24 protein-coding genes are annotated in these 26,665 nt (G+C 53.6%); 17 read left to right on the plus strand and 7 right to left on the minus strand.

Annotated elements, in window-relative coordinates; translation table 11 throughout:
* Positions 1-31 precede the first annotated feature (31 nt).
* On the minus strand, positions 32-2,455 hold the full coding sequence (gene plsB / locus P6287_RS01575; protein ID WP_110868147.1) for a glycerol-3-phosphate 1-O-acyltransferase PlsB: 2,424 nt from the start codon (positions 2,453-2,455) through the stop codon (positions 32-34).
* Between the two features lie 127 nt (positions 2,456-2,582).
* Here plsB and P6287_RS01580 point away from each other — a divergent pair, with 127 nt between their 5' ends.
* From P6287_RS01580 to P6287_RS01595, 4 genes are all read left to right on the plus strand, one after another.
* Positions 2,583-2,951 (plus strand): diacylglycerol kinase, encoded by a 369-nt coding sequence (locus P6287_RS01580; protein WP_192236009.1) that lies wholly within the window; start codon positions 2,583-2,585, stop codon positions 2,949-2,951.
* 105 nt (positions 2,952-3,056) lie between these two features.
* Entirely contained in the window at positions 3,057-3,671 is a 615-nt protein-coding gene (lexA, locus tag P6287_RS01585; protein ID WP_008109941.1) for a transcriptional repressor LexA, read from the plus strand.
* 136 nt (positions 3,672-3,807) lie between these two features.
* Complete coding sequence (gene dinF, locus P6287_RS01590) at positions 3,808-5,130, plus strand: MATE family efflux transporter DinF (RefSeq protein ID WP_277974400.1); 1,323 nt, start codon at positions 3,808-3,810, stop codon at positions 5,128-5,130.
* Positions 5,131-5,294: 164 nt separating this feature from the next.
* Positions 5,295-5,507 (plus strand): CsbD family protein, encoded by a 213-nt coding sequence (locus P6287_RS01595; protein WP_110868149.1) that lies wholly within the window; start codon positions 5,295-5,297, stop codon positions 5,505-5,507.
* A 75-nt stretch (positions 5,508-5,582) separates the two neighbouring features.
* Here the strand turns inward: P6287_RS01595 and zur are convergent, their stop codons facing one another.
* Positions 5,583-6,101, minus strand: coding sequence for a zinc uptake transcriptional repressor Zur (gene zur, locus P6287_RS01600; RefSeq protein ID WP_210081833.1), 519 nt, complete (start codon positions 6,099-6,101; stop codon positions 5,583-5,585).
* A 451-nt stretch (positions 6,102-6,552) separates the two neighbouring features.
* Between zur and traF the strand changes: the two genes are divergently transcribed.
* From traF to pspG, 3 genes are all read left to right on the plus strand, one after another.
* Positions 6,553-7,803 (plus strand): conjugal transfer protein TraF, encoded by a 1,251-nt coding sequence (gene traF / locus P6287_RS01605; protein WP_277974401.1) that lies wholly within the window; start codon positions 6,553-6,555, stop codon positions 7,801-7,803.
* Positions 7,804-7,899: 96 nt separating this feature from the next.
* Complete coding sequence (gene dusA / locus P6287_RS01610; RefSeq protein ID WP_137384962.1) at positions 7,900-8,898, plus strand: tRNA dihydrouridine(20/20a) synthase DusA; 999 nt, start codon at positions 7,900-7,902, stop codon at positions 8,896-8,898.
* 267 nt (positions 8,899-9,165) lie between these two features.
* Positions 9,166-9,399 (plus strand): envelope stress response protein PspG, encoded by a 234-nt coding sequence (pspG, locus tag P6287_RS01615; RefSeq protein WP_277974899.1) that lies wholly within the window; start codon positions 9,166-9,168, stop codon positions 9,397-9,399.
* A gap of 195 nt (positions 9,400-9,594) precedes the next feature.
* Here the strand turns inward: pspG and P6287_RS01620 are convergent, their stop codons facing one another.
* Complete coding sequence (locus P6287_RS01620) at positions 9,595-10,578, minus strand: quinone oxidoreductase (RefSeq protein ID WP_192412679.1); 984 nt, start codon at positions 10,576-10,578, stop codon at positions 9,595-9,597.
* Positions 10,579-10,651: 73 nt separating this feature from the next.
* On the opposite strand from P6287_RS01620, the gene dnaB reads away from it, so the two are divergent.
* The 7 genes from dnaB (at position 10,652) to P6287_RS01655 (ending at position 17,368) form a co-directional block, all read left to right on the plus strand.
* Entirely contained in the window at positions 10,652-12,058 is a 1,407-nt protein-coding gene (dnaB, locus tag P6287_RS01625; protein WP_101763062.1) for a replicative DNA helicase, read from the plus strand.
* A gap of 128 nt (positions 12,059-12,186) precedes the next feature.
* The gene (locus P6287_RS01630) at positions 12,187-12,678 is read left to right on the plus strand and encodes an Lrp/AsnC family transcriptional regulator (protein ID WP_097095220.1); all 492 of its coding nucleotides are present in this window, start codon (positions 12,187-12,189) and stop codon (positions 12,676-12,678) included.
* Between the two features lie 228 nt (positions 12,679-12,906).
* Entirely contained in the window at positions 12,907-13,521 is a 615-nt protein-coding gene (locus P6287_RS01635) for a YitT family protein (protein WP_008109953.1), read from the plus strand.
* Between the two features lie 48 nt (positions 13,522-13,569).
* Complete coding sequence (locus tag P6287_RS01640; RefSeq protein ID WP_101763128.1) at positions 13,570-14,763, plus strand: amino acid aminotransferase; 1,194 nt, start codon at positions 13,570-13,572, stop codon at positions 14,761-14,763.
* 190 nt (positions 14,764-14,953) lie between these two features.
* Positions 14,954-16,489: a catalase gene (locus P6287_RS01645; protein ID WP_254633605.1), complete on the plus strand. Its 1,536-nt coding sequence runs from the start codon at positions 14,954-14,956 to the stop codon at positions 16,487-16,489.
* 108 nt (positions 16,490-16,597) lie between these two features.
* A complete protein-coding gene (locus P6287_RS01650; protein ID WP_061718371.1) occupies positions 16,598-17,014 on the plus strand; it encodes a secondary thiamine-phosphate synthase enzyme YjbQ in 417 nt (138 codons plus the stop codon).
* Positions 17,015-17,017: 3 nt separating this feature from the next.
* Positions 17,018-17,368 carry an MmcQ/YjbR family DNA-binding protein gene (locus P6287_RS01655; RefSeq protein ID WP_101763060.1) on the plus strand — a complete coding sequence of 117 codons (351 nt, stop codon included), beginning with the start codon at positions 17,018-17,020 and terminating at the stop codon, positions 17,366-17,368.
* 6 nt (positions 17,369-17,374) lie between these two features.
* Here P6287_RS01655 and P6287_RS01660 read toward each other — a convergent pair whose 3' ends face one another.
* Together P6287_RS01660 and uvrA are read right to left on the minus strand one after the other, a co-directional pair.
* Positions 17,375-18,439 carry an NAD(P)-dependent alcohol dehydrogenase gene (locus P6287_RS01660; protein ID WP_277974402.1) on the minus strand — a complete coding sequence of 355 codons (1,065 nt, stop codon included), beginning with the start codon at positions 18,437-18,439 and terminating at the stop codon, positions 17,375-17,377.
* Positions 18,440-18,658: 219 nt separating this feature from the next.
* Entirely contained in the window at positions 18,659-21,487 is a 2,829-nt protein-coding gene (uvrA, locus tag P6287_RS01665; RefSeq protein WP_110868157.1) for an excinuclease ABC subunit UvrA, read from the minus strand.
* Positions 21,488-21,709: 222 nt separating this feature from the next.
* Here uvrA and ssb1 point away from each other — a divergent pair, with 222 nt between their 5' ends.
* Positions 21,710-22,264, plus strand: coding sequence for a single-stranded DNA-binding protein SSB1 (gene ssb1 / locus P6287_RS01670; protein ID WP_061718369.1), 555 nt, complete (start codon positions 21,710-21,712; stop codon positions 22,262-22,264).
* A 101-nt stretch (positions 22,265-22,365) separates the two neighbouring features.
* Here ssb1 and P6287_RS01675 read toward each other — a convergent pair whose 3' ends face one another.
* Positions 22,366-22,893: an isochorismatase family protein gene (locus tag P6287_RS01675; protein ID WP_192235999.1), complete on the minus strand. Its 528-nt coding sequence runs from the start codon at positions 22,891-22,893 to the stop codon at positions 22,366-22,368.
* A 121-nt stretch (positions 22,894-23,014) separates the two neighbouring features.
* Here P6287_RS01675 and P6287_RS01680 point away from each other — a divergent pair, with 121 nt between their 5' ends.
* Complete coding sequence (locus P6287_RS01680) at positions 23,015-23,845, plus strand: AraC family transcriptional regulator (RefSeq protein ID WP_277974403.1); 831 nt, start codon at positions 23,015-23,017, stop codon at positions 23,843-23,845.
* 72 nt (positions 23,846-23,917) lie between these two features.
* Positions 23,918-24,871: a DMT family transporter gene (locus P6287_RS01685; RefSeq protein WP_277974404.1), complete on the plus strand. Its 954-nt coding sequence runs from the start codon at positions 23,918-23,920 to the stop codon at positions 24,869-24,871.
* A gap of 932 nt (positions 24,872-25,803) precedes the next feature.
* Here the strand turns inward: P6287_RS01685 and P6287_RS01690 are convergent.
* Positions 25,804-26,199: an IS3 family transposase gene (locus tag P6287_RS01690; RefSeq protein ID WP_008109970.1), complete on the minus strand. Its 396-nt coding sequence runs from the start codon at positions 26,197-26,199 to the stop codon at positions 25,804-25,806.
* Between the last annotated feature and the right edge of the window lie 466 nt (positions 26,200-26,665).

A 26,665-nucleotide genomic window follows, 5' to 3' on the forward strand; every position in this document is an offset into this window, starting at 1 on the left:
AAGTGCGCCTTTTTATTAGCTTATCGCCGCGTTAATCGTGGGTGACCGCGCTTTCAATCGTCAGACGCACGTCGCTGGTCACCAGTTCCGCCAGCATCTGCCACATCATATGACTGCGTTCGGCATCGGCATCGCCTTTGTCACTGATATATCCTTCATCACGCAGCGTGAGGACCAGCGCAGTAAACACTGCTTTATCAAAGAACTCTGGTGCGTTGATACCGTGCAGCACAGACAGGCGTTGAGCCAGCGTGCGGCTCTCTTTCTCCAGCGTGCCACGGTTGATGGCCGGTTTCGCGCTGAGGATAGCGAAGGTAATCGCGAAGCGCTGCAGCGTCTCACGAATACCCGCCGCTAGCAGTTGCAGCGAACGGTGACGTGCCGGCGTCATTCTTAGTTGACCATCCTGCAAGGTGATCAGGCCCTGACGCGCCATCTCTGCACAGAGTGCGTTAAGTAGCGCAGGCAACTCCGCCTTGTCCCAGCGCAAGAACAACTCGCTCTTTAGCATCGGATATACCAGGCTAACCTGACGCAGCAGCTCTGCTTCGCTGATTTCCCGATGTTGTTGCACGATGGCGGCAATCAACGATGGCATCACCAACATGTGATGAATGTTGTTGCGATAGTAGGTCATCAGCACCGCCTGCTCGCGCGGCAGAATGATGATGTCGCCAATGCTGTCTTGCTCGGTCTCGAACTTGTTCATGCCCATGGCGTGATCAAGCAGCGCTTCGGCGCTCATGTCAGGCACCGTGGCTTCCGGCGAATAGGGCACATTGCGCAGCAGCTGGGTGTAGCACTCTAACTGCTCGATCAGCTGTTCGCGGGTCAGTGAACGCTGACGTGACGCCAGTAGGGCGGTGACGCACAGGTTCATGGCGTTGGCTGCACCGGCTTCATTGATGCGCACCATCAGCTTCGCCGCAATGTCATTCACGGCGGGCGTCATCCAGGCTGGGCGTTGCGGTTCGATAGGATCAATCGCATCTCGCCATTCGGGCACGTTTTTGTTCAGATAGTTCATCAACGGCAGGGGTTCACCGAAGTTAACGTAGCCCTGGCCGAGATTGCGCAGCTTACGTAAACCGCGCACCATCTGCAGGAAACTCTCTTTCTCTTTGGCCGCACCCCGCAGCTCTTTGGCGTAGGTGCCCACTTCCATCACATGCTCGTAGCCAATGTAAATCGGCACGAAGGTGATTGGACGACTGCCGCCGCGCAGCATCGCCTGCAGCGTCATTGATAGGGTGCCGGTTTTTGGATCCAGCAAACGACCGGTACGCGAACGTCCGCCTTCCACAAAGTATTCCACGGAGTAACCCCGGCTAAACAGCTCGCCAAGATATTCACGGAACACGGTGGAATAGAGTTTGTTGCCCTTAAAGGTACGACGAATAAAGAAGGCGCCCAGACGACGGAAAATCGGGCCGGCTGGCCAGAAGTTCAGGTTAATACCGGCAGCAATGTGCGGCGGCACCAGGCCTTGATGATAAAGCACGTAGGAGAGCAGCAGGTAATCCATGTGGCTGCGGTGGCAGGGCACATACACAATCTCATGACCATCCTGCGCCAGCTGACGCACGCGCTCACCGCCATGCACGTTGATGCCCTGATACAGGCGGCTCCACAGCCAGCCCATCACGCGGTCAGTGACTTTAATCGCTTCATAAGAGAAGTCCGCCGCCACTTCTTCCATCATTTCGATGGCGTTCTGCTGGGCTTTCTCATGCGAAATCTTTTTGCTGCGCGCTTCATCTTCTACTGCTTTTTCGATCGCTTTGGATTGTAACAGCTTGTTGAAGAGATCCTGACGCGCAGGCAGACGCGGGCCGACCGCGGCCAGACGTTGGCGGGCAAAATGAATGCGCGCCACGCGAGCCAGCTTTTGGGCAATCGACTTATCGGTGCCGTGCTCGGTCGCCATCTGGCGCAACGAAACGGTTTGCGAGAAGCGAACAAAGCTGTCGCGGCCGTGCCACAAAATGGCGAAGAACTTCTGCACGCCATTGAGCACGCGCAGATGTGGCGTGGATTCACCGGAGGTTTCACGTCCCGGCGCACGACCAAACATCACCGCGACCGGCAGCATTTGCACATCGAGTTGCGGGTTGCTGCGGTGCAAATCCAGATAATCGTGGAACAGCTTTACCGATTCGGGATTGGCCACGAAATAGGGAATTACGCGTGGGCCATCGTGAATAAACACGTGGCGCGGCAGCAGGGTGCCATCGATCTCCAGCGGAGCCAGCGGATCGGGCAGATCATGTTTCAGGCATTGAGCACGCAGTGTGAGCAGGTCAGCCTTTGAATCATAAGGCAAAACATACATCACCGGACGTGTCGGATCGATCCCATGTTCAGAGATAGGATCGGTCGGAATGACCTTACTTTTTACCAAAATAGAGAGTGGTAAATTCAATAATTTGTAATAGAGTTTACGCCAACCTGACATAGACAACTTTAAGCCTCTTGTTAGCAAAGCGCGGCAAGCATACCAGAAAGCGCAGCGAAGGTCTGTGGCTCTGCCGCCTCATACTGCCCACACATTGACGTCAAAATAGTTCAAGGGTTCCATAGACATGGCAAATAACGTCACCGGTTTAGTAAGAATAGTGAAAGCCGCCGGTTATTCCTGGCAGGGCCTGCGTGCCGCATGGCAGCACGAAGCCGCTTTTCGGCAGGAAGCCATTGCCGCGCTGGTGGCCATTCTCGTAGCTTGCTGGCTGGATGTAGATACCCTTTCCCGCATCCTGATGATTGGCTCGGTAGTGCTGGTTATCATCGTTGAGATCCTTAATAGCGCTATCGAAGCGGTGGTCGACCGCATCGGGCAGGAGCAACATCCGCTCGCGGGCCGCGCCAAAGATATGGGATCGGCTGCCGTATTGCTGACTATCTTACTGGCTCTGTTCGTCTGGAGCGCGCTGCTCTGGACGCATTTGAGATAGGGATTCCAGATTCATCAAACCGCTGATTTTTCCCTCTGTTACGGTTTTCATTTCGCGAATACCTGTATATACTCACAGCGACTGTATAAACAACCAGGGGGCGGGATGAAAGCGTTAACTGCACGGCAGCAACAGGTCTATGACCTGATTCGCGACCATATTAACCAGACGGGCATGCCGCCAACGCGTGCGGAAATTGCTGCGCAACTGGGTTTCCGCTCGCCCAATGCTGCCGAAGAGCATCTGAAAGCGCTGGCGCGTAAAGGCGTAATTGAAATTGTTTCCGGCGCATCGCGCGGAATTCGTTTGCTGATGGAAGAAGAACCGAGCGAAGGGCTGCCGCTGATTGGCCGCGTCGCTGCCGGTGAACCTTTGCTGGCTCAAGAACACATCGAAGCCCACTATCAGGTGGATGCTAACCTCTTTAAACCGAGCGCCGATTTCCTGCTGCGCGTGAGCGGTATGTCGATGAAAGACATCGGCATTATGGATGGCGATCTGTTAGCGGTACACAAAACGCAGGAAGTGCGTAACGGCCAGGTTGTCGTGGCGCGCATTGATGATGAAGTCACAGTGAAACGCTGGAAAAAGCAGGGTGCGATTGTCCATCTGCTACCTGAAAACACCGATTTTCAGCCGATTGTCGTGGATACCCGTGAGCAGTCGCTAACCGTTGAAGGTTTAGCTGTCGGGATTGTGCGCAACGGCGAGTGGCTCTGATCAGTTTCTGATCCACTTTAACTGCGGCGGTGCGTGTTTGCGCTGACCGCAGTCTGCTGTTTTACTTCTCTGTGACTCTTTCTGCGGCTCATTCTGGCGCCATTACGCTGATTACCGCACACAACGGAATGGGCTAATGCAGCTGTTTTCCTCCTCAGATAAAACGCTCTGGCGGCTAGCGCTGCCGATGATCCTGTCAAATATCACCGTCCCATTACTGGGTGTGGTGGATACCGCCGTTATTGGTCATCTCGATAGCCCAATCTATCTCAGTGGCGTCGCCGTGGGCACAACCGCCACCAGCTTCATCTTTATGCTCCTGCTGTTCCTGCGCATGAGCACCACCGGACTCACCGCTCAGGCATTTGGCGCCAATGACAAAACGGCGCTGGCGCGCGCCTTAACACAACCGCTACTGATTGCGCTGGTTTTTGGTGCGCTGTTTATGGTGCTGCGAACGCCGGTCAGCAGCCTGGCGGCAGCGTTAATGGGTGGCAGCCCGGAAGTGCAGCAACAGGCGAAAATATTTATTGAGATTCGCTGGCTAAGTGCGCCCGCAACCTTGGCCAATTTGGTGATTCTTGGCTGGCTGCTGGGCGTGCAGTATGCGCGGGCACCGATGGTGCTGCTAATCATCGGCAACCTGGTGAATATCCTGCTGGATCTGCTGTTCGTGCTCAAACTGCATTGGGGTGTCGCCGGAGCGGCGGCGGCTACCGCGCTGGCAGAATATGTCACGCTGGGCGTGGGTCTGTGGATGGTGGCGCGGGTGCTGAAGATGCGCGGTATCCATTTTGCTTTACTCAAAAGCAGCTGGTGCGGCGATGCGGCGCGGCTATTCCGCCTCAATCGCGACATTATGCTGCGTTCTTTGATGCTGCAAATCTGCTTCGCGTCGCTCACCATCCTTGGCGCACGCATTGGGCCGGATGTAGTGGCAGTCAATGCGGTGCTGCTGATGTTCCTCACTTTCACCGCATACGCGCTTGATGGATTTGCCTACGCGGTTGAAGCCTGTTCGGGTGAAGCGGTTGGGGCCAAAGATCGCAGCCGACTATTGCTGATTTGGCATGCGGCTTGTCGCCAGGCATGCTTCGTCGCCGCGATCTTTGCGCTGATTTATGCATTCACCGGTCCGGAGATTGTGGCGATGCTGACGTCACTGGAAGCGCTACGAGAGATGGCCGACCGCTATCTGATTTGGCAAGTGATTCTGCCGCTGGTTGGCGTCTGGTGCTATCTGCTGGACGGCATGTTTATCGGCGCGACGCGCGGGCGTGAGATGCGCAACAGCATGGTGATGGCGGCGATCGGCTACGGTGTCTCGCTGCTCACGCTGCCGTGGCTCGGTAATCACGGTTTATGGCTGGCGGTGACGGTATTCCTCGCGTTACGCGGACTCACGCTGTGGCTCATTTGGCGTGGTCACTGGCGGCGCGATAGCTGGTTTAACGCCTGAATAAGCGAAGCGTAACCTACAGATTAATCTGTATTTCTCTGCAAACTGCGAAGCGGCTACTACAATTACCTCATACGGCGCATATGAGTAGCGCGTTGTCTGGGTATATCGCCAGCTAAGCAGGCAATATATCTATCTCACTCAGGATGTAGTGGAGGAATATTATGAACAAAGACGAAGCGAGCGGAAACTGGAAGCAGTTCAAAGGCAAGTTTAAAGAGAAGTGGGGCAAGCTGACCGATGACGACTTCACTGTGATCGAAGGTAAACGCGATCAGCTGGTTGGTAAAATCCAGGAACGCTACGGGTATGGTAAAGACCAGGCCGAGAAAGAAGTGAAAGACTGGGAAACAACCAACAAAGATTACCGCTGGTAATCTCACTTCACGGATGATGCTCCTACCCGCCAATCATTTAGCGTAGTGATTGGCCCGGCACAAGGATGTGCCTCCCTATTTTCTTATCCGCTTTTTACCCTCGACCTGATGGTCATGCTCGCAGCTTTCGTGGTGCGTACAAGCCGCCACCTCTGCGCAATTTTCACACAGGCCATGTGCCTCAATCACGGTATGTCGCAGAGAAAATCCCGCCTGATCCGCTAATGCAGCGATGGTTTTTTCCACGCCATGAGCATGTTTTTCGCTAACTGCCGCACAACCGTCACACACCAACATCACCGAAGTATGTGCTGGCTCATCAAAATGATGGCAAACCACATAACTGTTATTTGACTCTACGCGATGAATAAATCCCTGTTCCAGCAGGAAATCCAGCGCGCGATAGATGGTAGGCGGTTTTGCTTGCGGTTCACTGACACGCAGTTGATCCAGCAAATCGTAAGCGCTTATCGAACCATTCTGCTCGGCCATTAAGCGCAACACTTCGGCGCGTTGAGTGGTCAGGCGCACGCCGCGATCAAGGCAAAGTGATTCAGCCTGGGTAAGAAGTTGTTCTGGCGTGAGGTTTGACATAAGCATTCTCCGGGTTGCAGGTGATGTTATTTTATCACACAAATTTTTACGCTGCTGTGATTGCTTATTGTCCTTAAAATCCCTAAGAAAATTCTCCCCAATCAATAGATTACCATCGCCATTTTTCCGTCAATATTGTTGCAACCCTTATGTCTGCAAAATGCGTCCGGCCAGGCAGCGCAACGCCTGCACGGATTTTGCTTTGCAACTCACCGGGTTAGCGGCTATGGTTCAAAAGGTCTTAAGTAATTTCTGGTATCAATTAACCCACTGTTAATTTTTTTGCATAAAAACACAGCGGAATGGCGTGGAAGCGTCCAATTCTGCGAATAGCAGTGCTATTTCCTTTTAATTCACAGCAATGAAGCGTTAGCCAGGGTTCAGAATAGCGGCTAACTAAACTTTCAGTCGGTGAGTGATTCAGCGACATTTCAAAGGTGATGGCAGGCTCATGGCGAAGACATTATTCAGGCACAAAAAAGTAGCTTATCTTGTTGGTTTGAATGCAGTATTTCTCTCTTCCTCAGCTCTGGCAGCAGGTACATGGTACGACGCGCGTAACGACGCAATGGGCGGTACCGGCGTAGCCTCTTCCACCTGGAGTTCAGCGGTGCTGGCTAACCCAGCATTGATGACCAAGGCGCAGCCTGAAGATAACGTCAGCATCATTCTGCCATCAGCCGGCGCACAGGTTACCGATAAAGACAAATTGATCGATCGCGTTGACGACATTACCGATACCGTTGATCGTTATCAGGACGTGATCGATAACCTGACCTTTCAGGATTACCTCAATGGTTACCCGCAGCTGAAGGCCGCCGCAGGCGATATGGCAAACCAGCTCAGCGATCTGCGTGGTAATAAAGCTCACGCGACAGCCGGTGTGGCCGTGGCCGTCACCGTTCCGAATGAAACCTTACCTTTTGCCTTTATCACCAAGGCTTACGGCACTGCGATTGTGCGCGCCAACGTGGCAGATAGCGATATTGCCTACCTGCGCGCGGTTGCCAATGGCACGAGAGTGCCTGTGCCGGGTGATGAAAATAATTTGCGCTCCAGCGCCAATGGCCTGGCGGCATTAGTCACCGATTATGGTGTGTCAGTCGCGCATGAGTTCTCGATTGCCGGCCATCCGGTTTCTGTCGGCGTGACGCCAAAGCTGCAGAAAACCTGGCTGTATAACTACACCGCGAGTATCTACAACTACGACAAGAGCGACATCAACAGCAGCCGCTACCGTAGCAGCGATACCGGTTTCAACATGGATGCGGGTGTCGCAACAGATTTCGGTGAGAACTGGACCTTTGGCGTGACCGGACAAAACCTGATCTCGCGCGATCTCGATACCAAAGAGGTGAACGGTTACCGCGATACTTATCAAATTCGTCCGTTGGTCACTACAGGGCTTTCCTGGAATAACGGGCCGTTTACGCTGGCTGGGGATGTTGATCTGACTGAAACCAAGCGCTTCAAGTCGGAAGACACCAGCCAATATGCTGGCGTAGGTGCGGAATATCGTGTGCTGGATTGGCTGGCGCTGCGTGCGGGCTATCGCGCCGATCTGAAGTCGACCGATACTGACGTGTTCACCGCCGGTTTGGGTGTGTCACCGTTCAACAATGCTGTCCATCTGGACCTGGCCGGTTCTATAGGTAAAGACAACACCGTAGGTGCCATGCTGCAGCTCGGATTCAACTTCTAATTACCCGTCTGATAACGGGCGGCTGTGCCGCCCGTTTTGCTGTGATATGATTGCGCAGTTTCTCATCACTTACTTACTGCGGATTTACTGCGTTTCATGACCGATACTTTCTCCTCGCAACGTTTTTCCATCGCCCCAATGCTCGACTGGACCGATCGTCACTGTCGTTATTTTCACCGTAAGCTGAGCGGTGACACGCTGCTGTATACCGAAATGGTGACGACCGGCGCGATCATTCACGGTAAAGGTGACTATCTGGCCTACAGCGAGGAAGAGCATCCACTTGCGCTGCAGCTGGGTGGCAGCGATCCCGCCGCCCTGGCGCAGTGCGCTAAGCTGGCAGAAGAGCGTGGCTACGATGAGATCAACCTCAACGTGGGTTGTCCATCCGATCGCGTCCAGAACGGACGTTTTGGCGCCTGCCTGATGGGCGATGCGGCGCTGGTTGCCGACTGCATTAAAGCGATGCGTGATGTGGTGAGCATTCCGGTGACGGTTAAAACCCGCATCGGTATTGATGAGCAGGACAGCTACGAATTCCTGTGTGATTTTATTGGCACCGTGGCGCAACAGGGCGGCTGCGATACCTTTATTATCCACGCGCGCAAAGCGTGGCTGTCGGGTTTAAGCCCGAAAGAGAATCGCGAGATTCCGCCGCTCGATTATCCCCGCGTTTACCAGCTGAAGCGCGATTTTCCGGCGCTGACCATGGCGATTAATGGCGGCATCAAAACGCTGGAAGAGGCCAAACTGCATCTGCAGCATATGGATGGCGTGATGATGGGGCGCGAAGCCTATCAGAATCCGGGCATTCTGGCGCAGGTTGACCGCGAGCTGTTTGGTCGCGATATGCCGCGCGTCGATCCGGTAGCGGTGGTGCGCTCGATGTATCCCTACATTGAAGCTGAACTATCCAAAGGCATGTACCTCGGCCATGTGACGCGCCATATGCTTGGCCTGTTCCAGGGCATTCCGGGTGCGCGCCAGTGGCGTCGCTATTTAAGTGAAAACGCCCACAAACCCGGCGCCGATGTGCGCGTGCTGGAAGCGGCGTTAGCGCTGGTAGCGGATAAGATCCCGCAGGAAGTGATGTAATCACTGTTTAGCATGCCGGAACGTTCCGATTTGGTACGGTGCGCCTTCATGCGCACCGTAAAGCCAGTACCATAATTTTATAGATGGTTATTTCTACGCCTGGAATTAGTTTTTTTCATCACCTCAATGCTTCTTCATTTAAACTTTGTCCATTGCTTTCAATCAATTAGCTGTTTTTATAACCTGGCACGTATCTTGTAATGTTCCTGATGTTACTTTCACAGGAGAGCCTTCGTGGAAATTCTATTTGTTATCGGCTTTTTTCTGATGCTGCTGTTCACCGGCGTTTCGTTGCTGGGCGTTATTGCGGCATTGATGGTGGCGACCGCTTTGATGTTCTTTGGCGGATTGCTGGCAATTGTTATTAAAGTGTTGCCATGGCTGGTATTGGCGGTTCTCGCTGTCTGGCTTTATCGGGCATTTACCACGCCTTCAGGTGAGGCAAAGATGCGCAGGCTGAAAAGAAAAATCAGCGACTTAGATAGAAGGGACTGGCGCTAATTGCGGTGACGATCACAGACTCGGATATTGCTTAGCATTATTCCGCATTTAAACATATTTTTTACTTATGTTTTCTGTCAGGATGATTGGCGTTGTTTCAAACGAATTCATCGCCGCTGTCCCTACACCAGCGCGAACTATAAAAAGAAAGAAAAAAAGGGGCTTCCTACGGGAAGCCCCGTTTGCATTTAGTGATCAGGGAATCAGCAGGCTGGAACCCTGAGTCGCGCGACTCTCCAGCACCTGATGCGCGCGCACCGCGTCACTCAAGGCAAATTTCTGCTGCTCGGGCACGTTAAGCTGAATCGCGCGGCTGGCGATCAATGAGAACAACTCATTGCTGGCGGTATCCAGTTCTTCACGGTTGGTGATGTAACCGAACAGCGAAGGTCGGGTGACGAACAGCGAGCCCTTCTTGTTGAGAATGCCGAGATCAACGCCGGTAACCGGACCCGACGCATTACCAAAGCTGACCATTAATCCGTGGCGACGCAGGCTATCCAGCGATGGTTCCCAGGTATCTTTCCCCACTGAGTCATATACCACGGCCACTTTCTCGCCATGGGTCAACTCGCTGACGCGCTTCGCGATATTCTCTTCACGATAGTTAATTGTCGCCCAGGCACCGGCATCTTTAGCTATCTTCGCTTTCTCTGCGGAACCCACCGTGCCAATCAGATGTGCGCCGAGCGCTTTGGCCCATTGGCAGGCGATCAAACCCACGCCACCCGCGGCGGCGTGGAACAGGAAGATTTCATCAGCTTTCACTTTATAGGTTTGGCGCAGCAGATACTGCACGGTTAAACCTTTGAGGAAAGAGGCCGCGCCTTGCTCAAAGGAGATGCTGTCGGGCAGGATCACCAGACGATCTTCCGCCACATTGTGCACTTCGCTGTAGGCGCCCAGCGCGGCCTGGCAATAGACCACGCGATCGCCCGCCTTAAACCGCGTCACCGCCGATCCGACGCGCTTCACCACGCCGGCGGCTTCGGTACCCAGGCCGGAAGGGAAGCTGCTTTGCGGATACAAGCCGCTGCGCACGTAGGTATCAATGTAGTTAATGCCAATTGCCTTGTTTTCCACCTGCACTTCATGTTCGGCGGGATCGGCCAGTTCGAAATCGACCCATTGCAGTACATCTGGGCCGCCGTGTTGGTTGAACTGAATACGCTTTGCCATTCTGACTCCTGTGATTGTTCATCCTGGGACGGTATACTTGCGCGTCCCTTTCACGATCGGTAATGCATTCACTATGGCAGGAAATAAACCCACCAACAAATCGAACGAACCCCGCGATCGGCAGCTGGAAGGCGTGAAAATGCCGCCGCATTCCATAGAAGCGGAGCAGTCGGTGCTCGGTGGGTTGATGCTGGATAACCAGCGCTGGGACAACGTTTCTGAACGCGTCGTCGCCAGTGATTTCTTCAACCGCTCGCACCGTCTGATTTTCACGGAAATGCAGCGTTTGCTGGAAGCTGGCCAGCCGATCGACCTGATTACGCTCTCTGAATCGCTGGAAACACTAGGCGAATTAGAGATGGCCGGCGGCTTCGCCTATCTGGCCGAGCTGGCAAAAAATACGCCAAGTGCCGCGAACATTGGTGCTTATGCCGATATCGTGCGTGAACGTGCGGTAGTGCGCGAAATGATTTCTGTGGCGAACCAAATCGCCGATGCCGGTTACGATCCGCAAGGACGGAGCAGTGAAGATCTGCTCGACTTTGCTGAATCGAACGTTTTCAAAATTGCTGAACAGCGCGCTAATAAAGATCAGGGCCCGCAGAATATCGAGCAGATTCTGGAAGCCACGGTATCGCGCATTGAGTCGCTGGTCTCAACGCCGCACGACGGCGTCACCGGCGTCGATACCGGCTATCAGGATTTGAACAAAAAAACCGCCGGTTTACAGGGCTCGGATCTGATCATCGTCGCGGCGCGTCCTTCGATGGGTAAAACCACCTTCGCCATGAATTTGTGCGAAAACGCCGCGATGCTGCAGGACAAGCCGGTGTTGATTTTCAGCCTGGAGATGCCCAGCGAGCAGCTGATGATGCGTATGCTGGCGTCGCTGTCGCGCGTGGATCAGACGCGCATTCGTACCGGTCAGCTGGAAGATGAAGATTGGGCGCGCATTTCCGCCACTATGGGGATTTTGCTTGAGAAGAAGAACATGTTTATCGATGACTCTTCTGGCCTGACGCCCACCGAAGTGCGCTCACGCGCGCGCCGCATCTTCCGCGAAAACGGCGGGTTGAGCCTGATCATGATCGACTATCTGCAGCTGATGCGCGTGCCTGCGCTGTCGGACAACCGTACGCTGGAGATCGCTGAAATCTCGCGCTCGCTCAAAGCGCTGGCGAAAGAGCTGAATGTGCCGGTGGTGGCGCTGTCGCAGCTGAACCGCTCACTGGAACAACGTGCGGATAAGCGCCCAGTGAACTCGGATCTGCGTGAATCAGGTTCGATCGAGCAGGATGCCGACTTGATCATGTTCATCTACCGTGACGAGGTGTATCACGAAAACAGCGATCTTAAAGGCATCGCCGAGATCATCCTGGGTAAGCAGCGTAACGGCCCGATCGGTACGGTACGCTTGACCTTTAATGGCCAATGGTCTCGCTTTGATAACTACGCTGGCCCGCAATACGACGACGAATAACCCTTTCATTCCGGATGCATGCACGTTTTGTGCATGCATTTCACGTCATCAGAAAATAGTGTTGGACAACCCCGGCTTTAATCAGGTTATCTGTAGCAAAGCGCCCCTTATTACGCTGTGGAAACAGAATGACTCAGGTAGACGATCACGACCTTAAGATATTGACATTATTACAATCTAACGGACGCCTCACCAACCAGGAACTCAGTGATTTAGTCGGACTTTCGGCGTCGCAATGTTCACGCCGCCGCATCAATCTTGAGCAGGCCAATCTCATTCTCGGCTATCACGCACGCCTCTCGCCCGACGCGGTGGGCCTTGGCATGGTGGGATTGATTGAAGTGCGATTGAAAAACCATACGCCGGATTATGAAGAGAGTTTCCATCGCATGGTGGAAGAAGAAGCCGCGATTGTTGATGCGTTCAAAACCACCGGCGATGCCGATTATCTGCTGAAAGTGGCGGTAGCCGATCTGGCTTCACTGAGCGCGCTGATCAGCCAGCTAGTGGCTGGCCATCAAAGCGTGGCGCACGTGAAAACCTCCGTGGTATTGAGCCGTTTGAAAGAGAACGGTTTAATGATCATCCCACAGCACAAAACGCGCCAAAAAAGTGCGTGACGTGCTAATCTGGTGCAATTATTGCCTTAATAATGCAAAAAACGCGCACCAGAAAACAGATTTGTGCATGGGTTGATGGTTTATGTCTCAACTGATGCACAAAAACCTGCAATAAAGCGCCTTAGTTATCAATTGGATAATCACTGGCACCCATCGGCGGCGAGCATACGCCGCCGATGTGGTGCGTTTTTTGCATTTGAACCGCATCATTTGCAATGAGATTAACCCATGGATAACGTTGTTCAACCCACTAAAGTTCCGCATTCGCTGATTGAAGATGCGCTGGCGATAGTCCTCGGCACGCTAATGGTCTCTTTCGGCGTCATTATGCTGAAACAGGCGGGTGCACTCACCGGCAGTTCTGCCGGTATTGCCTTCTTAATCAGCTATTTGTCACCGCTCTCCTTTGGTAGCGCCTTCTTCCTGATCAACCTGCCATTTTACTGGCTAGCCGTGCGGCGCATGGGCTGGGAATTTACCCTGAAAACCTTCTGCGCGGTTGGCCTGGTGTCGCTGTTCACCCATCTGCATCCACTGTTTGTGCATTTTTCTGCGCTAAATCCGTTTTATGCGACACTGTTCGGTAACGTGGTGATGGGCATTGGGTTTATAGTGTTGTTCCGTCACAAAGCCAGCCTCGGCGGTATTAATATTTTGGCGCTCTGGCTGCAGGACCGCATCGGTCTGCGTGCCGGAAAACTGCAAATGGCGGTCGATACCTGCGTGGTATTAGCGTCGCTGTTTGTGGTGTCGTTACCGATGCTGTTTGCTTCAATCGCGGGCGCGGTGATCCTCAATCTCATCATCGCAATGAATCATCGTCCCGGCCGTTACATGGTTTGATGACGCATCTTTACCTCTTATTTATGACCAATCATGGAGATCTGCACCGTGTTTCAAAACGTTGATGCCTATGCCGGCGATCCGATTCTGTCGTTGATGGAAACCTTCAAACAAGATCCGCGCGATAACAAAGTAAACCTGAGCATTGGTCTCTATTACAACGAAGCGGGCATCATTCCTCAGCTGCAGGCGGTTGCCGCAGCAGAAGAGCGCCTGCAGGCGCAGCCGCATCAGGCGTCGCTGTATCTGCCGATGGAAGGTCTGAACGCTTACCGTAACGCCATTGCACCGCTGCTGTTCGGTAAACAACATCCGATGCTGCAAGCGGGCCGCATTGCGTCCATCCAGACGTTGGGCGGCTCAGGCGCGCTGAAAGTCGGTGCTGATTTCCTCAAGCGTTACTTCCCGGCGTCCAACGTGTGGGTGAGCGATCCGACGTGGGAAAACCACGTCGCAATCTTCAACGGTGCCGGTTTCGAGGTGAATACCTATCCGTGGTATGACGCGGAAACCAACGGCGTGAAGTTTGATGCGTTCATCGCCAAACTGAAAACCTTGCCGAAGCAATCCATCGTGCTGCTGCACCCGTGCTGCCATAACCCAACCGGCGCCGATCTCACCAACGCACAGTGGGATGAAACCACCGAAGTACTGAAAGCGCAGGAGCTGATTCCGTTCCTCGATATCGCTTATCAGGGCTTTGGCGCGGGCATGGAAGCGGATGCTTATGCGATTCGCGCGATTGCGGCAGCGGGTCTGCCTGCGCTGGTCAGCAACTCGTTCTCCAAGATTTTCTCGCTATACGGCGAGCGCGTTGGCGGCCTGTCTATTGTCTGCGATAGCGCGGAAGAGTCCGCTCGTGTGCTGGGCCAGCTGAAAGCCACCGTGCGCCGCAATTACTCCAGCCCGCCAAACTTCGGTGCGCAGGTGGTTTCCTGCGTGCTGAACGACGAAGCGCTGCTCAACAACTGGCTGGCAGAAGTCGAAGCGATGCGTCTGCGCATCATCGACATGCGTCAGGCATTGGTTGAAGTATTGAGTACCAAACTGCCGGGACAAAACTTTGATTACCTGCTGAAACAGCGTGGCATGTTCAGCTATACCGGCTTGAGCGCGCAGCAGGTTGACCGTCTGCGTGATGAGTTTGGCGTGTATCTGATCGCCAGCGGCCGCATGTGCGTTGCCGGCCTGAACAGCCGTAACGTCAACCAGGTTGCTGAGGCGTTTGCTGCGGTGATGTAACTTCACTGCGACGGCGCGCCACAAAAAACCGCCAACATGGTTTGGCGGTTTTTTATTTATAACTTTTTTTAACTATAAACCGGACTGGTCTCGTTAGCGCTTCTCCCCATGAGTGTAAATATCCTCCAGCCTGAAACGGCGCGAGAGCGGCAATGTAGTCGCATATTTAAACTCACAAGGAAGCACGCTTATGACCCGGACCGCTTACTCTTTTGCAGTCAAACCCCTCGCTTGTATATTAGCCTTAGCCTTTTCCCTTCCGGTTTACAGCACCGCTTTAACGCGTGATAACGGCGCACCCGTCGGCGATAACCAGAACTCACAAACCGCAGGCGAAAATGGCGCAGTGTTACTGCAAGATGTGCAGCTGATCCAAAAGCTGCAACGCTTTGACCGAGAACGCATTCCAGAGCGCGTGGTACATGCACGCGGTACCGGCGCGCACGGCGAGTTCCGCGCCAGCAAAGATATTAGCGACTTAACCATCGCCGAAGTCTTTAAACCAGGCAGCGTGACGCCGGTATTTGTGCGCTTCTCGTCCGTGGTGCACAGCAAACATTCACCGGAAACGCTGCGCGATCCACGCGGTTTTGCCACCAAGTTTTACACCAGCCAGGGCAACTGGGATTTAGTGGGTAACAACCTGCCGGTATTCTTCATCCGCGACGCGATTAAATTCCCGGACATGGTGCATGCCTTTAAGCCTGATCCACGCACCAATCTTGGCAACGACGCGCGCACCTTTGATTTCTTCTCTCACGTACCGGAAGCCACGCACGGCCTGACCATGCTGTTCTCCAACATGGGGACGCCAGCAAACTATCGCCAGATGGATGGCAACAGCGTGCACGCCTATAAGTTCGTCAACGCCAAAGGTGAAGTGCACTACGTGAAATTCCACTGGAAAACCCTGCAGGGCGAGAAAAATCTCGATCCGGGCGAAGTGGCGGCTATTCAGAGCAGCACTTTCAGCCACATGACAGAAGATTTAGTGGCATCGATCAACAACAAAGACTTCCCGAAATGGGATCTCTATATTCAAACCATTAAAGCCAGCGATCTGGATAAGTTCGACTTCAACCCGCTGGACGCCACTAAAATCTGGCCGGGTATCGCAGAAGTGAAAGTCGGCCAGATGGAATTGAACCGCAACGTGGATAATTTCTTCCAGGAAACCGAGCAGGTGGCGATGGCGCCATCGAATCTGGTTCCGGGCATTGAGCCATCGGAAGATCGCTTGCTGCAAGGTCGTTTGTTCTCTTACGCCGATACCCAGATGCACCGTTTGGGCGCCAATGGCCTGACGTTGCCGGTCAACGCGCCGCGCGTGCCGGTGAGCAACGGTAATCAGGACGGCGCGATGAACAGCGGCAAGGCTGACGATCATGGCGTCAACTATCAGCCAAGCCGTGTCTATCCACGCGAAGAGCTGCAGAGCGCCCGATACAGCCACAGCCCGCTGAGCGGCACCACGCAGCAGGCGATGATTGCCAAAACGCAGAACTTTAAGCAGGCGGGCGATCTGTATCGTTCCTTCAATGACAAAGAGAAAACCGATCTGATCAATTCTCTGGGCGGCGCGCTGAAAGGCGTGGATGTGCAGAGCCGCGCCATTATGTTGTCGTACTTCTACAAGGCTGATAAAGAGTACGGCGAACGTCTGGCTGCAATTACTAAAGACGATGTGGGCAGCATCAAAACCATGGCCGCTAAGCTGAGCGACTAACCTTCAGTCGGCAGAGTTCACGCTCTGCCGTTTTTTCCTCTCTTCAGGGTTTACCTTTCGCCGACATGCTGCACACTTAAACGGTGTAATTACTTTTAGGATTCTGGCATGTGGCATCAACAAACGCTTACGCTTGGCGCCAAAGCGCGCGGCTTTCATCTGATCACCGACGAGATTGTCGGCCAGCTTCATGGCTTATCCGATGTGCGCGTCGGCCAACTGCATCTGCTGCTGCAACACACATCGGCGTCGTTAACGCTCAATGAGAATTGCGATCCCACCGTGCGCAGCGATATGGAGCAGCATTTCTTACGCCATGTTCCGGAAAGTGCGCCTTATCAGCACGATTACGAAGGGGCTGACGACATGCCGGCACACATCAAATCGTCACTGCTCGGCGTCTCGCTGCTGATTCCGGTTAACCGCGGTCGCCTGATGTTAGGTACGTGGCAGGGAATCTGGTTGGGTGAACATCGGGTGCAGGGCGGTGCGCGGCGTATCGTGGCGACCTTACAAGGGGAATAAAAGATGAATACTTCGGATTTACTGACGTACTGCATGAGCAAGCCGGGCGCGGAGCAAAGCTTTAAAGAGTGCTGGCAGGCGACGCAGATTAAAAGTGAAGGTGTGCTGTTTGCCATGCTTTATGAGGTAAAAGGGCGTCCGGCCTTGTCGCTGAAAGCCACGCCTGCGCTAGCGGAATTGTTACGTGAGGAGCACAACGATGTGTTTCCCAGCGAACATTTAAATAAGTCGCACTGGAGCACGCTGTGGCTGGATGGTTCGCTAAAAGATTCGCAGATTTACTATCTGGTGGATGCTTCCTGGCAACAGGCTGACGCCACGCGCGCGGCGGGCGTCAACCATGATGAACACTGAGGCGAATTAAGCCGCAGATTCCTCGCGCAGAGTATTGATATCAATCACGAAGCGGTATTTCACATCGCTTTTCAGCATACGTTCGTAGGCTTCGTTGATTTGATTCATCGCGATCAGTTCGATATCTGAAGTGATACCGTGCTTGCCGCAGAAATCCAGCATTTCCTGGGTTTCCGCGATGCCGCCAATCAGTGAACCGGCGATGCTGCGACGTTTGAAGATCAGGTTGAAGACCTGCGGTGCCGGGTGATCGTGCTCCGGCGCGCCGACCAGCGTCATGTTGCCATCACGCTTCAGCAGGGCAATGAACGGGTTGAGATCGTGCTGCGCTGCAACGGTGTTCAGGATGAAGTCGAAGCTGTTGGTGTGTGCGGCCATTTGGTCGGCATCTTTCGAGATCACCACTTCATCAGCGCCCAGACGTTTACCATCTTCAATTTTTGACGGTGACGTGGTGAACAGCACCACATGTGCGCCCATCGCATGAGCCAGCTTCACGCCCATGTGACCAAGGCCGCCCAAACCGACGATACCGACTTTTTTACCCGGACCGACATTCCAGTGGCGCAGCGGTGAGTAAGTGGTGATACCGGCACACAGCAGTGGCGCAACGCCCGCCAGATCGAGATTTTCTGGTACGCGCAGCACGAAGCTTTCATCTACTACCATGCTGGTGGAGTAACCGCCGTAGGTGATTGCGCCGGTTTCACGGTCTTCACCGTTGTAAGTACCAACAAAGCCATTCTCGCAATACTGCTCCAGCCCTTCCTGACAGCTTGGACAGCTGCGGCAGGAATCAACCACACAACCAACACCGACCAAATCGCCCACTTTGTAGTTGTGGGTGTGAGCGCCAACGGCCGTCACGCGACCAACAATTTCATGGCCAGGCACTACAGGAAAAATGGTGTTGCGCCATTCGTTGCGCGCGGTATGCAGGTCCGAGTGGCAGACGCCGCAGTACAACACTTCAATCTGCACATCATGAGCGCGCAGTTCGCGTGGCTTAAAATCGAACGGGGCGAGTTTTGCTTTCGCGTCCTGTGCGGCATAGGCATGCGTAATATTCATGGTGTCTCCAGTAGGATGTGTCGTGATTTCTATGCGGGATCCCGTTCAGCGTACTGAAGGGATAAAGGGCGTAAGGGACGCCAAAAGGAACGTTGTAAGGATAGTCAGCAGGGGGTAATGCGTATATGCCTGAAGTTGTCTGATTCTTGCCTGTTCCTGCATTTCGTTGCGGAATCCGACAGAAAAAAACAGGCCCGCAATGGCGGGCCTGAGAGAAATTTACTTCTTCAACATTGGCTTAAGGAAACGCGCCGTGTGTGATTTTTCACACTCCGCCACCGTTTCTGGCGTGCCGGACACCAGGATTTCACCGCCGCCGCTGCCGCCTTCCGGGCCGAGATCGACAATCCAGTCTGCGGTTTTCACCACGTCGAGGTTGTGCTCAATCACCACGATGGTGTTGCCCTGATCGCGCAGCTGATGCAGCACTTCCAGTAACTGCTGAATATCCGCAAAGTGCAGGCCGGTGGTCGGCTCATCGAGGATATAGAGCGTCTGGCCTGTGCCGCGTTTTGACAGCTCACGCGCCAGCTTGACGCGCTGCGCTTCACCACCAGAAAGCGTGGTAGCTGACTGGCCCAGACGGATATACGACAGGCCGACATCGACCAGCGTTTGCAGCTTACGCGCCAGCGCCGGCACCGCATCAAAAAATTCGCGGGCTTCTTCGATGGTCATATCCAGCACTTCGTGGATGCTCTTGCCTTTGTATTTAATCTCCAGCGTTTCGCGGTTATAGCGCTTGCCTTTGCACTGGTCGCACGGCACGTAGATGTCGGGCAGAAAGTGCATCTCTACCTTGATCACGCCGTCACCCTGACAGGCTTCGCAGCGTCCGCCGCGCACGTTGAAGCTGAAGCGCCCCGGATTGTAGCCGCGTGAACGCGCTTCCGGCACGCCGGCGAACAGTTCGCGCACCGGAGTGAAAATGCCGGTGTAGGTCGCGGGATTCGAACGCGGTGTGCGACCGATCGGGCTCTGATCGATATCGATCACTTTATCGAAATGCTCCAGGCCGGCGATTTCACGATAAGGCGCGGCTTCGATGGTGGTCGCGCCGTTGAGCTGGCGCTGCGCAATCGGGAACAGCGTATCGTTGATCAGCGTCGATTTACCCGATCCGGACACGCCGGTGATGCAGGTAAATAAGCCGACCGGAATCGTCAGCGTGACATCTTTGAGGTTGTTACCGCGCGCACCGGTGAGTTTCAGCACTTTGGCTGGATCGCCTTTGACGCGCTCTTGGGGAATCGCAATCTCGCGTTTGCCGCTAAGGAACTGGCCGGTCAGGGAATTTTCATTCGCCATGATCGCGTGCACATCACCTTCGGCAACTACCTGACCACCGTGCACGCCCGCGCCCGGACCGATATCGATCACATGGTCAGCGGCACGAATCGCATCCTCATCGTGCTCCACCACAATCACTGTGTTACCGAGATCGCGCAGGTGAATCAGCGTGCCAAGCAGGCGTTCGTTGTCGCGCTGGTGAAGGCCGATTGAGGGTTCATCCAGCACGTACATCACGCCGACTAAACCGGCACCAATCTGGCTGGCCAGACGAATACGCTGCGCTTCACCGCCGGAGAGCGTTTCCGCCGAGCGTGACATCGACAGGTAATTCAGGCCGACGTTCACCAGGAAGCTCAGGCGATCGCCAATCTCCTTCAGGATTTTTTCCGCAATCTGCGCACGCTGGCCGCTCAGCTTCATGTTGGCGAAGAAATCCATCGCATGACCGATGCTCATTTCTGAGATGGTCGGCAGGTTGGTGTCTTCAACAAAAACATGACGCGCTTCACGACGCAGACGCGTACCTTCACAGCTGGCGCAGGCACGGTTGCTGATAAATTTCGCCAGCTCTTCGCGCACCGCGTTGGATTCCGTCTCTTTATAACGGCGCTCCATGTTGTGCAGCACGCCTTCAAACGGATGGCGGCGCACTGAGGTGTCACCGCGATCGTTGATGTATTTGAATTCGATATTCTCTTTGCCGGAACCGTACAGAATCACTTCGCGCGCTTTGTCGCTCAGGCTGTTAAACGGAGCTTCAACATCGAATTGCAGATGCTCTGCCAGCGAGCGCAGCATCTGGAAGTAGTAGAAGTTACGGCGATCCCAGCCGCGGATGGCGCCTCCGGCCAGCGACAGCTCGGGGTTCTGCACCACTCGATCGGGATCAAAATATTGCTGCACGCCCAGGCCATCGCAGGTCGGGCAGGCGCCAGCCGGATTGTTGAACGAGAACAGGCGCGGTTCGAGTTCACGCATGCTGTAGCCACAGATTGGGCAGGCAAAGTTGGCCGAGAACAGCATTTCTTCGGCGCTGGGATCGTCCATATCGGCGACGATCGCGGTGCCACCGCTCAGTTCCAGCGTGGTCTCAAAGGATTCGGCCAGGCGCGTTGCCAGATCCTCGCGCACGCGGAAGCGGTCAATCACCACTTCAATGGTGTGCTTCTTCTGTAACTCCAGCTTCGGTGGATCCGACAGATCGCACACTTCACCATCGATACGCGCACGGATATAGCCCTGCGCAGCGAGGTTTTCCAGCGTTTTGGTGTGTTCGCCTTTGCGATCTTTCACCACCGGTGCCAGCAGCATCAGACGACGGCCTTCTTCCTGCGACAGCACCTGATCGACCATCTGACTCACGGTTTGCGCTGCCAGAGGAACGTCATGATCCGGACAGCGCGGTTCACCCACGCGCGCGAACAGCAGGCGCAGGTAGTCGTGAATTTCGGTAATGGTGCCGACAGTGGAACGCGGGTTATGCGAAGTCGATTTCTGCTCAATGGAGATGGCGGGCGAAAGACCTTCAATATGGTCAACGTCCGGTTTCTCCATTAATGAAAGAAACTGGCGCGCATAGGCCGAAAGCGACTCGACATAGCGACGCTGGCCTTCCGCATACAGCGTATCAAACGCCAGCGAAGACTTACCGGAACCTGACAGACCGGTGACCACAATGAGCTTATCGCGAGGGATGATCAGGTTGATGTTCTTCAAATTATGGGTGCGAGCACCGCGGACTTCGATCTTATCCATTCACCTTTCCCGGATTGAACAACACTCGCCATGCCTTGCCAGCACGACCAGCAGAAACGGTCCATTATGGCACAAAAAATAAACTGAATAAATATCCAGTGTTTTTGCTATTCTGTCCGCCGATAAATTTTGGAATCCCGCTCTAAAGTGGGCACACGCCAATGTGACGTGATACAATTTTTCGCTTAGACTTTTAGCATCAACTCATCGGGAGACAGCAACATGGCCAGTCGTGGCGTAAACAAAGTGATTCTAGTCGGGAATCTGGGTCAGGATCCGGAAGTGCGCTACATGCCAAATGGTGGCGCGGTAGCCAACATTACGCTGGCCACGTCAGAAAGCTGGCGCGATAAGACAACCGGTGAAAACAAAGAGATCACGGAATGGCACCGCGTTGTGCTGTTCGGCAAGCTGGCGGAAGTGGCTGGCGAATACCTGCGTAAAGGTTCTCAGGTTTACATCGAAGGTCAGCTGCGTACCCGCAAATGGACCGATCAGGCCGGCCAGGAAAAATACACCACTGAAGTGGTGGTTAACGTTGGCGGCACCATGCAGATGCTGGGCGGACGTCAGCAGGGCGCGAACGCAGGTGGCGCACCGGCGGGCGGCCAGGGCGGCGGCAATAACAACGGTTGGGGCCAGCCACAGCAGCCACAACAGCAGCCGCAGGGCGGTGGCAACCAGTTCAGCGGCGGTGCGCAGCAGCGTCCACAGCAGCAGAGCGCGCCTGCTAACAACGAACCGCCAATGGATTTTGACGACGATATTCCGTTCTGATAATCCGCCTGAGCTATCTCAGGCCGGACGTTATCGAATCCAGAAATGCCATTCCGCGAGGAGTGGCATTTTTTTTATCTCAAGCCAAACAAGGTGCAGCCTTAATGCGGTCGCCATTCCCGCAATAACGCTTCCGTCTCACGTACCAGCACCGGGTTGCCCGGCATAATCAAATCGGCCCACACTTCGTTGTGCTGATTGATCTGCTGCTGCGCGGAAACATAGGTGCGGTCGGCGGTGGTATGCGCATCGGCGGCGACGGTGATGTGATAGCCGAGGCTGGCGCCGACTTTGATGGTGGTATCGACACAGTAATCAGTCGCGCAGCCGCAAATAACGAAGCTTTTAATACCGCGTTGGTCGAGTTGAGCGGCGAGATCGGTTTGCCAGAAACTGTCGCAGGCGGTTTTATTGACAAAGATGGCGTTGGCCGGCTGCTGTAACTCGGGGACGATGGCCCAGCCTGCTGAATTGACCTCTAAACCTGGCCCAACGTGCTGGATGAAGATCACCTGATCGGCCGCAGCGGTTAACTGATTGATCCGCTCGCAGCGTCCGGCACGATCAAAACGCGGCGATGCCAGCACGCCGTTTTGCATATCCACTACCACAACCACACGATTAGCCATTTTTATCTCCTGTTAAGTTTTGTCAGTGTCCGGTGAACTCGCAACGAGGTAAAGCAAATCCGCTTTGCATTTATCGCCACTGCCGCGCATGCTTATAAGCGATTTATTCCGGAGGTGTGTCGTGAAGGTGGTTCCTGAAATCTTTCCTTGTGAGCAAGATCGTGCGCAGTTTCAGCATTTCGCTGAGCTGCCGGGCATCGAGCTGTATCAGGCGCACATCTCCCGCTACGCTTTTGAACCGCATACCCATGAAGCCTTTGGCATCGGCACTATCGAATCCGGCGCCCAGCGCTTTCGCTATCGCGGCACCAGTTACACCGCGCCGCAGCATTCGCTGGTGATGATGAATCCTGACGAGCTGCACACCGGTGAATCTGCCTGCGACGAAGGCTGGCGTTATCGCATGATCTATATCGATCCGCAGGAGATGGATCGTCTGACCGGCGATCGTCATTGGTGGTTCACCGATGCTCTGCGCACCGATGCGCGTCTGGCGCAGCCGTTTTCTCAATTGCTGGCGCAGATGTGGCAGGCGGAAACCCCGCTGGAGCGTGAAAGCATTTTGCTCGAACTGCTGGAGTTAATGCGTCCGCTGGCGCGTCAGGGACAGCTGCGACCTGTCGAAGGTGCACATCGCTTTGATGCGGTAAGAGACTATTTGCGTGAAAATCTCGCCGAACCGGTGCGCCTCGAAGAACTTGCTGCGCTGGCATCACTGTCGCCGTGGCATTTCCTGCGCAGTTTTAAACAACACTTCCACGTCACGCCGCATCAAATGCTGATGGCTTTTCGCCTGTTCGCAGCAAAACAGCAGCTGGCACGCGGCGACAGTGCGGCAACCGTCGCGGCATCGGTTGGTCTTACCGATCAGGCTCATCTCACCCGCGCCTTCGCGCATCGCTACGGCATCACGCCGGGCCGCTATCAAAAACAAGTGTTCCCTTCACGCTAACCGCAATCTGCTACAAGCCTTTAGCCTCCACCTGCGTCACACTGCAGCGGAATGCATATAAAGGAAGAGTTTATGTTTGCTGGAATACTGTTTGCGCTGGCGGCGGGACTGATGTGGGGATTGATCTTTGTGGGCCCGCTGTTAATACCGGATTATCCCGGCACCTTGCAATCGGCCGGACGCTACGTCGCCTTTGGTTTGGTGGTGTTGCCGCTCGCCTGGCTGGATCGCCGTCGTTTGCGTCAGCTGGCGCGCAAAGACTGGATCGAAGCGCTGAAGCTGTCGCTGATTGGCAATTTGCTCTATTACGCGTTTCTCGCCAGCGCGATTCAACGCACCGGCGCGCCCATTTCTACCATGATTATCGGCACCTTGCCGGTGGTGATTACTGTGACGGCCAATCTCTGTTATGGCCATCTTGAAGGGCGCTTGCCGTGGCGTAAATTGACGCCAGCGTTGCTGATTATTGCTGTGGGCCTGGCTTGCGTGAATGCCGCCGAACTCCAGACGCAAGGCCCCGATTTTGATTGGTCGCGCTATCTCACCGGTTTAGGGTTAGCGGTTCTGGCGGTGGCATGCTGGACATGGTATCCGCTGCGTAATGGTTTATGGTTACGCGCGCATCCCCAGCACAAGCCATCCAGCTGGGCGACGGCACAAGGTTTGGTGACGCTGCCGCTGGCAATAGTGTTCTATCTATTAGTCTGCGTGCAGCTTCACTGGCAGCAACCTGCATTTGCGCTGCCATTCGGGACGCAGCCGCAACGCTTTCTATTATTGATGTTAGGTATCGGGCTGATTTGCTCATGGTTGGGCACGCTCTGCTGGAATGCGGCCAGCCAACGCGTGCCGACGGTGATCATGGGGCCGCTGATTGTGTTCGAAACCTTAGCCGGTTTGCTGTGGACATTCCTGTGGCGACAAAGCTGGCCGCCGCTGCTAACCGCGCTTGGCATTGGTTGTTTAATTATTGGCGTGATCTACGCGATGCGTATTAAACCCCAGCCGCGCATCACTGCGGTATAGGTCATCAAAATAGGGCTGCTGAAAAATCATTTCGGCAGCGTACTACGCTGTATTTTAAGAATTTGACTAACCCTTTTCACGCGCCTCTTCGCCCATTCAGGCGCTCAGCTGGCCATCGATATAACATTTTGGCTAATTGCAGCCCTCTTTTTAGCGCTAATTTGTCATAAAAAGTCATACCGTTTCATCCGACGCATGAGTGTTTAACCGTATTAAGGCTTCCTGAACCTTCACGAATCTCCGATCTTCCTGGCTATCGCAGGCCCTAAAGCGGAAAAAACCGACGCATTAGCGCGCAAAAACATGCATCTAACCTACCTTTTATTGCCATTTGGCACTGAAGATTGGCACTTGAAAACCACTTTTTGCTTAAGGGAATCGAGAGATGTTAAGAAAGATTCCATTAACCTTTGGCAAAAAACCATTAAGCGTAGCGATGAATAGGGTGCAGGAATTTAACTTATTTCCCGCTTTTTGGCCGTTATTGTTTAGGGCAGGTAACCTTTGTTATCAGGATTATTCCTGGCAACAGAAGAGGGAATTATGGTCTACGCGTGTCAAACGATTGACGAATCGATCTCAGAACAGATCCAGATGAAAACAGAGGTTGTGTGTGAGCGGTTACACTCGGTTGTTCATAATGCTTAACAGAACTATCCGCATTCAGGACTGATGATTAATGTTGGTAAAGTAATAATCGAAGCGCCAATCTCACCGAAATGAGATTGGACTTCGTTAGAATGGCTTGAATAGAGAGACTTTTGCTGATGTGAATCTATTTTACCGCAAAAAAGGAAGCAATTCCGCGATGGTATTCATCAGGAAAAATTGGTGCGAATTGTTATGTTGTGAACGCCGTATTAAATGATCTTGATATCTTCTGGTAAGAACAAATCTCAGCATTAGGTCAAATAACATCGGCCTTAATGGTATTAGCGATTATCTGTACCTGCAGGATAATGATAAACGCTACGGCTAATATCCAGTAAACGGCAGCTACGACGGGTACCTATGTCGAATGTCGTTTGCAGAAAGTTAACCGCCTGACGCTTTTCATTGGTGGTGAAGAAGTTTTTCAATACGCTTTGCAGCATCTCTTTATCGGAACTCAGTGATTGCAGCTCACGCGTGAGGTTAAGTAGCTGATCTTCCAGCTCCTTGATTTTTCTACCTTCTTCGGAAGAGAGCCCAGAAAACTTCTTCTTCCAGCTATAGAAAGTGGCCTCGGAAATGCCAAGCTCCTCACAAATCTCCCTGACTTTCACTCCCGTTTCAGAAGCTTTAATGGCATTTGTGATTTGCTCTTCGCTATATCGTGACTTTCTCATAAATGCTATTACCTTTCTTATCAATTAGTGGATGAGAATTACTGTATTAATATCTGGCACTGCAAAAACACTATTAATGCAGTATTAAAGTGCGCGATTTGAATTGCGAGGGTTAAATTAAGATATTTAGAAGAAATATCATCATGGGATAAATCTTATTTTATTCCGAATGGCATTGAACGCCTTCCTGGCTTTAGGTTTTTGATATAAATTCTCTCCATCCCAAATGCAGAAAAATACTACATTCATTGGAAAATCGGCATAAACCACTTGCAGAAATGTCAGGGTATGCCAGTAAACTTTTGCTTAGAATTTAGGCTGAAATCGTTTACATCCACCGAGTTTCGCACCGGATATAATCGGAATTTTCCTGAATATAATTCCTAATTGCTGACGCGAGTCTCATTTTTCGGACCAGTTTGGTTTGAAGTTAATAAATTAAGTCAGGCCCACTGAGCGCTTGTTA

The sequence above is a fragment of the Pantoea sp. X85 genome, assembly GCF_029623675.1.
GTDB lineage: Bacteria > Pseudomonadota > Gammaproteobacteria > Enterobacterales > Enterobacteriaceae > Pantoea > Pantoea leporis.